This is a genomic window from Hornefia porci, from assembly GCF_001940235.1.
GTDB lineage: Bacteria > Bacillota > Clostridia > Peptostreptococcales > Anaerovoracaceae > Aminicella > Aminicella porci.
This window is the reverse complement of record NZ_MJIE01000001.1, coordinates 156,448-169,591: the sequence shown is the minus strand read 5'-3', so window position 1 is coordinate 169,591 and position 13,144 is coordinate 156,448. Positions and strand designations below refer to the sequence as shown.

10 protein-coding genes are annotated in these 13,144 nt (G+C 55.2%); 3 read left to right on the top strand and 7 right to left on the bottom strand.

All coding sequences use genetic code 11. From position 1 onward, the window contains the following. Positions 1–9 precede the first annotated feature (9 nt). The 6 genes from BHK98_RS00755 to murC are packed head-to-tail and all read right to left on the bottom strand — an operon-like array spanning position 10 to position 8,469. Positions 10–1,305 carry an amidohydrolase family protein gene (locus BHK98_RS00755; protein ID WP_075711775.1) on the bottom strand — a complete coding sequence of 432 codons (1,296 nt, stop codon included), beginning with the start codon at positions 1,303–1,305 and terminating at the stop codon, positions 10–12. Next, complete coding sequence (mfd, locus tag BHK98_RS00750; protein WP_075711774.1) at positions 1,295–4,732, bottom strand: transcription-repair coupling factor; 3,438 nt, start codon at positions 4,730–4,732, stop codon at positions 1,295–1,297. The genes BHK98_RS00755 and mfd overlap by 11 nt, the downstream gene beginning before the upstream one ends. Beyond that, entirely contained in the window at positions 4,725–5,345 is a 621-nt protein-coding gene (gene pth / locus BHK98_RS00745) for an aminoacyl-tRNA hydrolase (protein WP_075711773.1), read from the bottom strand. The genes mfd and pth overlap by 8 nt, the downstream gene beginning before the upstream one ends. A gap of 1 nt (position 5,346) precedes the next feature. Then, positions 5,347–6,297 carry a ribose-phosphate diphosphokinase gene (locus BHK98_RS00740; protein ID WP_075711772.1) on the bottom strand — a complete coding sequence of 317 codons (951 nt, stop codon included), beginning with the start codon at positions 6,295–6,297 and terminating at the stop codon, positions 5,347–5,349. Next, a complete protein-coding gene (locus tag BHK98_RS00735; RefSeq protein ID WP_075711771.1) occupies positions 6,294–7,034 on the bottom strand; it encodes a DapH/DapD/GlmU-related protein in 741 nt (246 codons plus the stop codon). Before BHK98_RS00735 ends, BHK98_RS00740 begins: the two co-directional genes overlap by 4 nt. 55 nt (positions 7,035–7,089) lie before the next feature. Further along, complete coding sequence (murC, locus tag BHK98_RS00730; RefSeq protein WP_075711770.1) at positions 7,090–8,469, bottom strand: UDP-N-acetylmuramate--L-alanine ligase; 1,380 nt, start codon at positions 8,467–8,469, stop codon at positions 7,090–7,092. A 254-nt stretch (positions 8,470–8,723) separates the two neighbouring features. Between murC and purR the strand changes: the two genes are divergently transcribed. Both purR and spoVG read left to right on the top strand, forming a co-directional pair. Then, on the top strand, positions 8,724–9,536 hold the full coding sequence (gene purR / locus BHK98_RS00725) for a pur operon repressor (protein ID WP_075711769.1): 813 nt from the start codon (positions 8,724–8,726) through the stop codon (positions 9,534–9,536). 87 nt (positions 9,537–9,623) lie between these two features. Continuing rightward, on the top strand, positions 9,624–9,920 hold the full coding sequence (gene spoVG / locus BHK98_RS00720) for a septation regulator SpoVG (RefSeq protein WP_075714866.1): 297 nt from the start codon (positions 9,624–9,626) through the stop codon (positions 9,918–9,920). A gap of 80 nt (positions 9,921–10,000) precedes the next feature. Here the strand turns inward: spoVG and pyk are convergent, their stop codons facing one another. Next, positions 10,001–11,443, bottom strand: a complete 1,443-nt coding sequence (pyk, locus tag BHK98_RS00715) for a pyruvate kinase (RefSeq protein WP_281247629.1) — start codon at positions 11,441–11,443, stop codon at positions 10,001–10,003. Positions 11,444–11,568: 125 nt separating this feature from the next. Between pyk and BHK98_RS00710 the strand changes: the two genes are divergently transcribed. Further along, positions 11,569–13,086 carry an acetyl-CoA hydrolase/transferase family protein gene (locus BHK98_RS00710; RefSeq protein WP_075711768.1) on the top strand — a complete coding sequence of 506 codons (1,518 nt, stop codon included), beginning with the start codon at positions 11,569–11,571 and terminating at the stop codon, positions 13,084–13,086. Positions 13,087–13,144: the final 58 nt, after the last annotated feature.

Here is a 13,144-nt window from a genome sequence, read left to right as displayed (position 1 = left end):
TCTCCAATACTAAAGCTGCGCTAAAATCCCCTTTGCAGCCCTCTCCGTTTCAAAGACAGTTTTTTCTTTATCGATTGTAGCATATTCTCCGTCTTTGTAAAGCACTTTTCCGTCCGCCATCGTCAGGACCACATCGCTGCCCGCGGCGGAATAGACGATATTGTTGACCATATCGTGAACAGGATGCATATTCGGCTGAGAAGTGTCCAGCACGATCAGATCCGCCTTCTGTCCCTCAGCCAGGAGGCCGCAGTCCGTCCGGCCCTGCGCCAGAGCTCCGCCTCTTGTCGCAGCGTACAAAGCCTGACGCGGCGTGATTACAGTGGGATCTCCGGCCTTGATTTTTCCCGTCAGGGCAAGTGTTTTAATCTCCTCCAGGAAATTCAGCGAATTGTTGGAGGCCACGCTGTCCGTACCGACAGCCAGGCCGATTCCCGCCCGCAGCAGCGCCGCACTGTCGCAGATCCCGCTGGCGAGCTTCAGATTGCTGACCGGGTTCGTGGCGACCGTTACGCCCTTTTCCTTCAGGATGTCATAATCTTCTCCCTCAATCCACACACAGTGCGCCGCCGTCGCCGGCACATCGAAGATGCCGCAGTCCGCCAGATACCGAACCGGCGTGCGTCCCCCGCGTCGGCCCTTGCATTCCTCATGCTCACGTTTTGTTTCCGAAACGTGCACATGCATGCGTATTCCCTCTTCTTTCGCATACGCCGCAAGCCCCCTGGCCGTCTGCTCGTCAGATGTATATTCCGCGTGAAGGCTGGCGTCAATCAGGATTCTGCCCTCCTCTGCACCGTGGTAATTCCGGACGGCGTCCTTCATCTCCCGGACCGACTCCATCTGTTCGAAGGGCGTGCCGTCGAAATTCGTCAGCGAACGGCTGATGTTGTTCTTCGCGCCGCTGTCCGCGACCGCCCTTACCATATCGGAGGTGAAATAGTACATATCCTGAGTGGATACAATACCGAAACGCAGAGATTCCATCATACAGAGGAGCGTTCCCCAGTAAACCGCATTAGAATCCAGTCTGGCCTCGAAGGGAAAAATCCTTGTCTCCAGCCAGTCCTGAAGCATCAGATTCTCGCCGTACCCCCGCATCAGCGCCATCGGGCTGTGTCCGTGAGCGTTATAAAAGCCGGGCATCAGCAGCCGGTCCCTTCCGTCATAGACTTCTCCGTATTTTTCCGCATATTCCGGTTCTTTGTCCGAGATCAGGCGGATCCGGCTCCCGAAGGTGCCGACGTACATATTCTCCCGCACGTTGAAATCTTCGTCCAGAATCGTAATATTTTTAAACAGCATTTTCATTTCCTCCTTTGCTTTCCCTGATTATCGTCAGCAGTTCCAGACAATCCTCCAGCTTTCTGGCGGGGATCATCGGGATCCGGATAAACGGCTCGACGCCGCCGTGAACAAAGGCTCGTCCCTTGAACGCGTCATTGATGCTGAAAATCGCATACGGAGTCAGCCGGTTTTTCTCGGCGAAGGAAAAGATGATCCGTTTATTTTGTTCATAGATCCTCCTGACGGAAAGCTCCGCCGCCATGCCCCGGATCCGCGAGATCTTGATGAGATTCAGCGTCTCCCGCGGAACATCGCCGAACCGGTCGATTAACTCGTCGATCATTTCCTGCTCCTCCTCCGGCGTCCGCACAGAGGCGATTTTTTTGTACATCCCCAGCTTCAGAGATTCATTTTCAATGTACCAGTCCGGAATAGTGGCCGGAACGGCGAGCTCCACCGAGGTGTCCTCATCTGTCTCGCTGACCGGTTCCCCGCCTTTCAGCTGGCGCACCGCATCCTCCACCATCTTGCAGTACAGCTCGTAGCCGATGTTCATCATGTGGCCAGACTGCTCGCCTCCCAGCAGATTCCCCGCACCCCGGATCTCCAGATCACGCATGGCGACCTTGAAGCCGGAACCGAACTCGGTGAACTCGCGGATCGCCCGGAGCCTTTTCTCCGAAACCTCGGTCAGCACCTTGTCCTTCTGATACATCAGGTAGGCGTAAGCCATCCGGTTCGATCTGCCGACGCGTCCTCTCAGCTGATAGAGCTGCGCCAGGCCGTAGCGGTCCGCATCCATGATGATCAGCGTATTCGCGTTGGGGACATCGATGCCCGACTCCACGATCGTCGTCGCCACCAGCACATCTGACTGATGGTTGACAAAATCCAGCATTACATTCTCCAGAGCCTGCTCGTTCATCCTGCCGTGACCCACTGCGACACGGGCCTCCGGCACCAGATGTTCGATGCGTCCGGCAAGCTGGCTGATGCCGCGGACACGATTGTAGATGACAAAGCACTGTCCGCCCCGGTCCAGCTCCCGTTTCACGGCGTCCCGGATCACGAGGTCATCCTGCTCCATCACATACGTCTGCACCGGATAACGGTCCTCCGGAGGTTCCTCGATCAGGCTCATATCCTTGATTCCCGTCAGCGACATATTCAGCGTTCTCGGAATCGGCGTAGCCGTCAGCGTCAGCACATCCACGTTTTTCTTCAGCTTCTTAATCGCCTCCTTATGACGGACGCCGAACCGATGCTCCTCGTCGATGACCAGAAGACCCAGATCCCGGAACTTCACATCCTGGGACAGAATCCTGTGCGTACCGATTACGATATCGATTTTTCCGTCCGCGAGGTCCTCCAGAATTTTCTTCTGCTGCGCCTCACTGCGGAACCGGGACAGCATCTCCACCCGGACCGCGAAATGCTCGAAACGGTCGCGCAGCGTGTAGAAATGCTGGTTCGCCAGCACCGTAGTCGGCACCAGAACCGCCGCCTGTTTCCCGTCCGCAACGCACTTGAACAGCGCCCTGGCCGCCACCTCGGTTTTACCGAAGCCCACATCTCCGCAGAGCAGACGATCCATCGCTTTCGGCTTTTCCATATCCTGCTTGATCTCCGCAATAGAACGCAGCTGATCCTCCGTCTCCTGATAGGGAAACTCATCCTCAAATTCCCGCATCCAGATGGAATCCGGACTGAACGCAAAGCCCGTCTCCATTTCTCTTTCCGCGTACAGTTGTACCAGTTCCTGAGTCATCTCCGCGATGGCCGCCCGGGCCCTCGCCTTGGTCAGCTTCCATTCGCCGCCGGAGAGCTTGTTGATCTTCGGCGTAATCCCGTCCGATCCGATGTATTTCTGCACGATATCGAACTGCTCCACCGGCACATACAGGGTGTCGTTTCCGGCGTACTTGATTTTCAGGTAGTCCTTCTTCTCTCCCTGGATATCCAGCTGCTGAATCCCCAGAAATTTTCCGATTCCGTGATTCTCGTGCACCACGAAATCCCCCGCCTTCAAATCCGTAAAGCTTTCAATCTTCTGGCCGTCGCCGCGGCGCTTTCGCCGCCGCCGGCTCTGCTGCCGCTCCCCGAAAATATCATTGTCGCTGATGTAGCAGAGCTTCCGGTCGATAAAGTCAAAGCCTGTCGTCAGATTCCCCCGCAGGAACCGGACCTGACGGACGACGCCGCAGCGGTCACAGAATTCGATCAGATTTTTCCGGCGCTCTTCCGTAGACGCTGTGATGCAGATTTCATAGCCTTTTTTGACATACGCCTTCAGTTCCGATTCCAGAAGCTCCATATGTCCGCTGAAATTCATCATCTGCGCGCTCTGATAACTGTGGAGAGACTCGTAGGCCTCGACGCCCCGGATCTGTTTGGGGAAGGGGGACAAAAGATAAACGGGGCCGTGCCGGTAGATCTTCTGAAAGTCCTCCCGTCCTGTCATCAGCTCCATGTCCTCCGGAACAATCTCGCCCCGCTCCAGCATGACCTGGAAATCCACCTTCTGCTCCTTGCTTCTCGCGTCCAGCATCTCACCGATGCGATCGGGATCATCGACATAAATCGTCCCGTCATCCAGATAATCCCACAGGTATTCCGGATCCTCGTAAAAATAATGAAGATAATTTTCCAGCAGCTGAACGTTCATCCGGTTATCGATGTATTCACAAAGCTCATCCCGGCGCTTCTCCAGCCTGCGAACTGCTTCCTCGCTGCCGTCTCCCCGTTTCATCAGACGCTTCGCCTGCGCCGTATACGTCCGGCGCACCCGCTCGGAAGCCCGGGCGAACAGTTCTTTGTCCGCAAGCATCTGCTCTGCAGGGCCGATCTCGACACTCCGCAGGCTCCGGACGGAGCGCTGTGTATCGATGTCAAACTCGCGGATGGAATCCACCTCGGTATCGAAGAATTCAATCCGGAACGGGTTCTCTGCGTCCGGCGTGAAAACATCCAGAATGCCACCCCGCATGCTGAACTCGCCGCGCCCCTCCACCAGGCTCATACGCTCATAGCCGAGGGACACCAGCGTCTCCTTCAGATCCACCAGAAAATGCTCCTCGCCCAGAGCTATACTGAGCTTTCTGGACTCGAAAAGCCGGTGCGGCATGGTTTTCCGGATCGCTGCGGCGGCCGGCGCCACCACGATGCAGTCCTCCTGCCCGCGCAGCGCCTTCATGGCATTCAGCCGCTCCAGAAGAAGGTCATGATTTTTCGCCTCGTAACGCAAAAACACCTGATCCTCATCCGGCATCACGTGTATGTTCCTGTCGGTAAAAAAAGAAAGATCATCCGCAAGCCGCTTCGCTCTCGGTTCTGTGGCGACGATGATCAGACTTTTTCCCGGTTCTTTTTTGATACTCTCGGATATGATAAACGCCGATCGACTCTCAGACACACCCGATATCCCGATGATTCCTCGTTTATTCATCCTTTTCTCCGGGAGCATGCTCCCTCTTTTTCTTCTCCTTCTTTTTGGTATTGTAACGGTTCATGGCGAGATCCACGCCGTCGGTAACGATGCATTCCGCCGCTCTGGACGCTGTCTCCACAGCCTGCCGCAGAAGCGGGACCTCGTCTTTGCGAAAGCCTCCGGTCACAAAGGAAATCAGTTCCTCCTTCCGACCGCTGCCGATGCCGACGCGGATCCGGGGAAACCGGTCTGTTCCCAGCTGCTGTACGACGGAACGCATCCCGTTGTGAGTGCCCGCACTGCCGAATCTGCGGATGCGTATGCTCCCCGTCGGAATATCGAGGTCATCATAGATCACGATAAGATGCTCCGGCGGAATTTTATAAAAGGAAACAGCCTCCCTCACCGCCTCACCGCTGAGGTTCATATACGTCTGAGGCTTGACCAGCACAACCTTGTGTCCGGCGATGCTCCCCGCGCCCGTCAGCGATTTGAATTTGATTCTGCTGACGGCGATTCCGTTCTCCTCCGCGAGATGATCCAGCGTCAGAAACCCCAGATTGTGTCTCGTATTTTCATATTTCGGCCCGGGATTTCCCAGGCCGACGATAATAAATGGTTCATTGCTCATATCAGTCAAACAGTTTGCTGACAGATCCGTTTGTGTACACTCTGGTCATGGCTTCCGCGAAAAGCGGCGCCACGGACAGAACGGTCATCTTGTCCAGCTTCTTCTCCTTGTCCATCGGTATCGTGTTCAGCAGCGCCAGTTCTTTAATCGCAGAAGCTTCAATCCTGTCGAAGGCCGGTCCGGAGAGAACCGCATGGGTCGCGCCCGCATAGACGTTCTCTGCGCCCATGTCCTTGATAACGTTCGCCGCGTTGGTGATCGTTCCTGCGGTATCAATCATATCGTCGAGGATAATGCAGTTTTTTCCTCTGACCTCGCCAATGATATTCATGATCTCGCTTTTGTTCGGCTCCGGACGCCGCTTGTCCACAATGGCGATGGGGCAGTCGAAGTATTCCGCCATATTTCTCGCCCGGGTCACGCTGCCGTGATCCGGAGAAACGATACAGACATTCTCCAGATTCTTTTCCTTGAAATATTTCGCCAGAATCGGCATTCCCACCAGATGATCCACCGGAATATCGAAATATCCCTGAATCTGGCTGGCATGCAGGTCCATCGTCAGCACACGGTCTGCGCCTGCCGCAACCAGCAGGTTCGCCACCAGCTTGGCGGTAATCGGATCTCTGGCCTTGGCTTTTCTGTCCTGACGCGCGTAGCCGTAATACGGAATCACCGCATTGATCCGTCCGGCCGAAGCTCTCTTGACCGCGTCGATCATGATCAGCAGCTCCATCAGATTGTCATTGACAGGTGAGCATGTGGACTGAATGATATAGACGTCCACGCCCCGCACGCTCTCCCAGAGATTGACGGAAATTTCTCCGTCGCTGAATTTCGTCACCGTCGCCTTCCCCAGAGGTTTTCCCATAACGGATGCGATCTCCTCCGCGAGCCGGGGATGCGAGTTTCCCGCGAACAGTTTGTAGTCAGAAAAAGCGCTGTTTTTCATTGTTCCTCTCCTCCATGAACTTCGGTCTTCTGCAACTGTTTCTTCTTTTTATTATAAAGGCCGCGGCGGGTCGCCCAGCCTTCAATATTCTTTTGTTTCGCCCGCGCCACTCCCAGCGCATCCTCCGGAATGTCCTGCGTGATGGTGCTCCCGGCCGCCACATAGGCGCCGTCATCGATGCGGACCGGCGAAATAATGTTGGAATTACAGCCGATGAACACGCCGTCGCCGATCGTGGACCTGAATTTGTGGGTGCCGTCATAATTGACAAAAACAACCCCGCATCCCAGGTTCACGTCTTCGCCGATATCGGAATCTCCGATGTAGGTAAGATGCGCCGACTTGGACCCGTCTCCGAAGGTGGAGTTCTTCACCTCCACAAAATCTCCGATCTTGCAGTTTCTGCCGATTTCGGAGCCGGGGCGCACATATGCGAAGGGCCCGATTCTGCTCTCCTCTCCGATGCTGCTCTCCAGCACCACACTGCTCTGAATTTCCACGCCGTCGCCGATGACAGAATCCCGGATACGCGTATTCTGATAGATTTTCGCATTCGCACCGATTACCGTGTCTCCCTCCAGCGTGACGCAGGGTCCGATAAACGTGCCCGCCCCGATCTGGACGGTTTCATCGATATAGACACTGCTGATGTCCGCAAAGTCGACGCCGTTCTCCAGGTGCGCGATGGCGATGCGTTTTCTCTCCGATTCCTTTTCCTGATATTCGCTGTATTTCATCTCACTCTCCGCATGGTTTTTCTTCTGTATCTGTTTATATGTTCCGTATTCTCCTTCAGCTCTGTTCCATAATCATTTTCCCGGCCTTGTAGATGTCGCCGGCGCCCATGGTGATCACCACGTCTCCGTTCTCCGCATGCTCCCGGACATAGTCTGCGATTTTCTCAAAGCTGTCCATATAATAGACCTCCTTGTCCGGATGCTCCCGCCGGATCTCCGCGGCAAGCTTCTCGGAAGAGATGTTATAGATGTCCTTTTCCCTGGCCGCATAGATATCTGCCAGAATCAGGACATCGGTCTGCTCAAAGGCGTCCGCGAACTGATCGAACAGCGCCAGCGTCCTGGTGTAGGTGTGGGGCTGGAAGAGACACCAGAGCTTCCTGTGCGGAATATTATGGGCCGCTGAAAGCGTCGCCCGGATTTCCGTCGGATGATGCGCGTAATCATCGACCACCTTCACGCCTCTGTCCGTCGTCCCGATGATATCAAAGCGCCGCTGCGTTCCGTGATAGGACTCCAGAGTTCCGGCGATCAGTGCCGCGTTCACGCCGAGCACATGGCAGCAGGCAAAAGCCGCCGCTGCGTTCAGGATGTTATGCTCCCCCGGAACATTCAGCTGTACATGCTCCAGCTTCACGCCGTTATGGCTCACCGAGAAGGATGGCATCCCCTCGCTGTTAAACCTTACCTCGGAAATATGATAGGTGGAATTTTCATTATACCCGTAGGTCACCACATTTGCATGTCCTTTGATCACCTCACTTACAAAAGGATTGGAATCGTAAGCGATAATCCTTCCGTCCTCCGGAACCGCTCTGGCGAACTTGTCGAAGGACCGGACGATGTGGTCGATATCCTTGAAATAGTCCAGATGGTCTGAATCGATGTTCAGGATCACCTCGATTTTCGGCCGGAGCTGCAGGAAGCTGTCCCGGTATTCGCAGGCCTCCGTCACAAAGTAAGGGCTGTTTCCGACCTTCACGTTCCCGCCGATCTCGTCCAGCTGTCCGCCGACAAGAATCGTGGGCTCCAGTCCCGCTGCCTCCAGAACGAGAGAAACCATAGAGGTCGTTGTCGTTTTTCCATGGGTTCCGCTGATCGCCACGCTTGACTCATATTCATCCATCAGTGTTCCCAGGATTTCCGCTCTGGACGCCAGCGGGATGTTCTTCTCCCTGGCGCGGATGATTTCCGGATTTTCCTCGGCGATCGCCGCTGAATAGATGATGAGATCCGCATTCTCGACATTCTCCGCTCTATGGCCTATGTAAATGGTGATTCCCGATTTCTTCAGTTTCTCTGTCATTTCCGACGGCTTCATGTCAGAACCGGACACGCGGTATCCTCTCGCTACCAGTATCTCCGCAATCGCTGACAGCCCGACGCCGCCGATTCCAATACAATGTATATTTCTGTATTTCTTCAAATCAATCATAACTGGTTCCCTTCCCCGATGATATATCTTACATCTGTGACCACGCCTGAAAGAGCCGCGCCTTAAGAAACCGGAAAATCAAAATCCCGGAGCGCGCGTCTCAGACCCGGTCCGAACAGAACTCTTGATATTATACCATACCGGTCTCAAAAATGCTTTACAATTTCAGCAAAAAGCAATAATATTATTTTAAACAGTCTGTGGAATCCGCGCTGCCGGCGGGTTTCCGGAAACCACCGCGTCCGGAGGAAATAATGAAACGAACAGAACGCATCGGCGTGATCGTAAAGACACTTTCTGACACGCCCGGAAAGCTATATCCGCTGCAGTACTTCTGCGATCTTTTTCAGATGGCCAAGTCCAGCATCAGCGAGGATATCAACATCGCGGCGTCTGCCATGGAGGCGACGGGATCGGGGTTCATCGAAACGATTTCCGGCGCCAGGGGCGGCGTTCACTTTGTTCCCGACACCACGCAGGAGGCTGTCGCGCCTCTGCTGGACGAGCTCTGCGACCGGCTCCGCGATCCGGCGAGAATTCTGGGCGGAGGCTTCCTGTACACGTCCGACATCATGTACGACACCGAGCTGGTCAGCCGTCTGGCGACCCTGTTCGCCGTAAAGTTCCGGGCGCTGGATGTGGACTATGTGGCGACGGTGGAAACAAAGGGAATTCCCCTGGCCACCATGGTGGCGCATCAGCTGCACCGCCCTCTGATCATCTGCCGCAGGGAGGCGAAAGTCTCCGAGGGCTCGACGGTCAGCATCAATTATTTTTCCGGCTCATATGACCGCGTACAGAAGATGTCGCTGTCCCGGCGGGCGGTCCGCCCCGGATCGCGCACCCTGGTCATCGACGATTTCATGCGGGGCGGCGGAAGCACCAAGGGCATTGCGGATCTGCTCGCCGAATTTGACGCGGAGGTCGTCGGCGCAGGCATCGCCATCGTCAGCGAGACGCCTGAACAAAAGAAAATCCGCGATTACACAGCCGCGGTCTACCTCGGAGACGTAGATGAAGAAAAGCGCACCATCGACGTCCGGCCGAATCCCGACATTTTCAAATAATCTTTTTCCGTAAATGCGGGTTGCAGATTCGATTGATATTGTGTATAATATAATAAACAATTATAAAAGCCAGAAAGGTAGGCCATGATGAACATTACTGATGTAAGGATTCGCAAGGTCACTGCGGAAGGCAAAATGAAAGCGATTGTTTCGGTCACATTCGATGATGAGTTTGTTGTCCACGATATCAAGATAATTGAGGGTCAGAACGGTCCGTTTATCGCCATGCCCAGTCGGAAGATGGGCGAGGGGGATTTCCGGGATATCGCACATCCCCTCACCTCTGAAACGAGAACTCGAATCAAAGACGCCATTTTCGCCGAGTACGAAAGAGTACTGGCAGAGCACCAAAGCGAAGACGATCTTGAGGCACCTGAGGAGTAATATTTAATTACATGACATTAATTAAGGGCTGTTGCGCGCAACAGTCCTTTTTTTCATTTTCTATACAGTCCGGCGACGCGTCACTCCAGCGTCGCTTCAACCACGCGGATGGCGTTTGTACGCCCCGAAACTCCGACCGGCACCCCCGCGGTGCACACAACCGTATCTCCCTCGCGGATGCATTCGCTGCGGATCGCCTTGCGGGTGCAATGGCCGAACAGATCACCCAGCTCCTCGCGGTAATTGGCCATCAGCGGCTCAACGCCCCAGAACAGCGCCATCTGATGGTAGACCTTTTCGTCCGGCGTACATCCGATAATCGGCAGCTCCGGGCGGAACTTGCTGATTTTATTTGCTGTATAACCTGAGGATGTGATGGCCAGAATCGCTTTGGCACTGATGTCCTCTGCCAGCGTGCATGCGGCGTGTCCCACCGCGTTGGTGATATCCCGGGAATCCATCGCCAGCCATTTTTCTCTGCTGGTCACCGTCCTGGCGTCCTCCTCCGCCTGCTCTGCGATACGCGCCATGGCTGCGACGGCCTCTTCCGGATACTTTCCGGCGGCGCTCTCTCCGGAGAGCATGACGGCGGACGTTCCGTCGAACACCGCATTCGCCACATCATTGATCTCAGCCCGGGTAGGCACCGGACTGGTAATCATCGATTCCAGCATCTGCGTCGCGGTGATGACGATTTTCCCCTGCTGCACGCAGCGGCGGATGAACCGTTTCTGAATACCGGGAAGCAGCTCAAAGGGCACTTCGACTCCCATATCGCCCCGGGCGACCATAATACCGTCCACCAGCTGCAGAATATCCTCAAAATTGGCGACTCCCTGGGTGCTCTCAATCTTGGCGATGAGCTTAATCCTCTCTCCCCCGTTGTCATCGAGGAACGAGCGAATCGCCCGCGCGTCGTCGGCGGAGCGTACAAAGGAAGCCGCGACGTAATCCACGTCCTGTTCGATTCCGAACAGCAGATCGGATTTGTCCTGATCGGACAGATACTCCATGCTGATATCCACGTTCGGCACATTGATGCCTTTGTGATCGCTTATCCTCCCGCCGTGAACCACCTCGCATACCAGATCGGTATCTGTGGTGCTTTTCACCCTGAGCATAATCAGTCCGTCGTTGATCAGCACCGTATCCCCGGCGTTCAGGTCCTTTGCAAGATCTTTATATGTTACAGAGGAAATCTCGCCTGTTCCTTCCACATCCTTTGTGGTCAGCGTAAACTCCTGACCGTCCTGCAGCACAGCCGCGCCGTCCCGGAACGTACCGGTGCGGATCTCAGGACCCTTTGTATCCAGCAGCACCGCCGCCGGAATTCCGAGCTCATCCCGTACGCGGCGGAACCGGTCGATATTCTCTTTGTGCTCCTCATGACTGCCATGAGAAAAGTTCATCCTGGCCACGTTCATCCCGGCCAGCAAAAGCCGGCGCATCATGTCCTCACTGCGGGACGCCGGCCCGATTGTACAGATTATCTTTGTTTTCCTCATATCCGTTTCAACCTCCATTGTCATTATACATTACCCGCCCGAAAAAACAAGCAGGTCGTTGTGTCTTTTTCTGATTCGTGTTATTATGGTACTGACATTCGACAAAAAATTAACGCATGATTTACTGAGGAGGTATCGTAGTCATGGAAGTTGATGAAAAGGTAAAGGAAAGACTCAGAAGTGAAAAGGCGTATGACCTGATCATGTCCGCGGAAGAGGCCGCCGCTATGATTAAAGACGGCATGACCCTGGGCGTCAGCGGGTTCACCGCCTCCGGCTATCCGAAGGCCGTTCCCCACGCCCTGGCCGAGCGCGGGAAAAAGGGCGAGAAATTCAAGGTTAACGTCTATTCCGGCGCGTCTCTGGGGCCGGAAATCGATACTGAAATGACGGAAGCCGGAATCATGGGGATGCGTATGCCCTACATGACAGACTCGACGTTCCGTGCCGCAGTGAACAAAGGCGAGTGCGATTATATCGACATGCATCTTTCGCATTCCACGCAGTATATCAATTACGGCGCGCTGCCGAAGGTGGAAATCGCCATCGTAGAAGCGCTGGCGCTGAACGAAGACGGGAGCATCGTTCCCACCACCTCAGTCGGAAACACGCCGGCCATCGTCCGACAGGCCGACAAGGTCATCGTCGAGCTGAACACGCTTCAGCCCATGGGTCTGGAGGGCATGCACGACTGCATCGTTCTCCCGAATCCGCCGCACCGCAAACCTATCGATATCACAAAGCCCAACGACCGGATCGGCGTTCCGTACATTGAATGCGGCTGGGATAAAATCTGCGGAATCGTCATCACCGACATCCAGGACGGGCTTCGCCCTCTCGGTTCCGTGAGCGAGGATTCGCAGAAAATCGCCGATCACATCATCGACTTTCTGGACGGTGAAGTCCGGGCGGGACGGCTGGACGACACGCTCCTGCCCATCCAGTCGGGCGTGGGAAGCGTCGCCAACGCGGTACTGTACGGGCTTCTTGAATCGGAATTTCATGATCTGACCTGCTACACCGAGGTCGTGCAGGACTCCATGCTTGAACTTATCAAGGCCGGAAAGGTCACCTGCGCCTCCACCACCGCCATCACCCCCTCCCCGGAAATGAAGGCGAAATTCGACGAGGAATGTGACCTCTATAAAGGGAAACTGATTTTCCGCCCTGAAGATATTTCAAACAATCCGGGAATCATCCGCCGCCTGGGCGTCATCTCCATGAACACCGCCCTGGAATGCGACATCTACGGAAATGTAAATTCCACGCACGTCAACGGCTCCGCCATGATGAACGGCATCGGAGGCAGCGGAGACTTCGCCAGAAATGCTGCAATCAGCATTTTCTCGACCGTATCCGTAGCCAAGGGCGGCGCGATTTCCTCAATCGTACCCTTCTGCTCCCACATCGACCACACCGAGCACGACGTTCAGGTCATTGTCACAGAGCAGGGCTACGCGGATCTCCGCGGCCTGACGCCGAAACAGCGGGCAGTCAGAATCATCGAAAACTGTGCCCACCCCGACTATAAAGACATGCTGAAGGACTACTTCGAAAGAGCCTGCGCCGCCAGCAAGCTGCAGACGCCACATCTCCTGGACGAAGCCCTCTCATGGCACATCCGCGCCATGAAAACCGGCAGCATGAAGGTCGAAAAATAACGGCCGGCGACGCGCCTGACACGAAAAACGCCGCCCCTGCGGGTGGCGTTTTCTTTTG

Coding starts and splice junctions, on each gene's coding strand:
- BHK98_RS00755 (WP_075711775.1), bottom strand. CDS start 1,305: ATGCTGTTTAAAAATATTACGATTCTGGACGAAGATTTCAACGTGCGG.
- mfd (WP_075711774.1), bottom strand. CDS start 4,732: ATGAATAAACGAGGAATCATCGGGATATCGGGTGTGTCTGAGAGTCGA.
- pth (WP_075711773.1), bottom strand. CDS start 5,345: ATGAGCAATGAACCATTTATTATCGTCGGCCTGGGAAATCCCGGGCCG.
- BHK98_RS00740 (WP_075711772.1), bottom strand. CDS start 6,297: ATGAAAAACAGCGCTTTTTCTGACTACAAACTGTTCGCGGGAAACTCG.
- BHK98_RS00735 (WP_075711771.1), bottom strand. CDS start 7,034: ATGAAATACAGCGAATATCAGGAAAAGGAATCGGAGAGAAAACGCATC.
- murC (WP_075711770.1), bottom strand. CDS start 8,469: ATGATTGATTTGAAGAAATACAGAAATATACATTGTATTGGAATCGGC.
- purR (WP_075711769.1), top strand. CDS start 8,724: ATGAAACGAACAGAACGCATCGGCGTGATCGTAAAGACACTTTCTGAC.
- spoVG (WP_075714866.1), top strand. CDS start 9,624: ATGAACATTACTGATGTAAGGATTCGCAAGGTCACTGCGGAAGGCAAA.
- pyk (WP_281247629.1), bottom strand. CDS start 11,443: ATGGAGGTTGAAACGGATATGAGGAAAACAAAGATAATCTGTACAATC.
- BHK98_RS00710 (WP_075711768.1), top strand. CDS start 11,569: ATGGAAGTTGATGAAAAGGTAAAGGAAAGACTCAGAAGTGAAAAGGCG.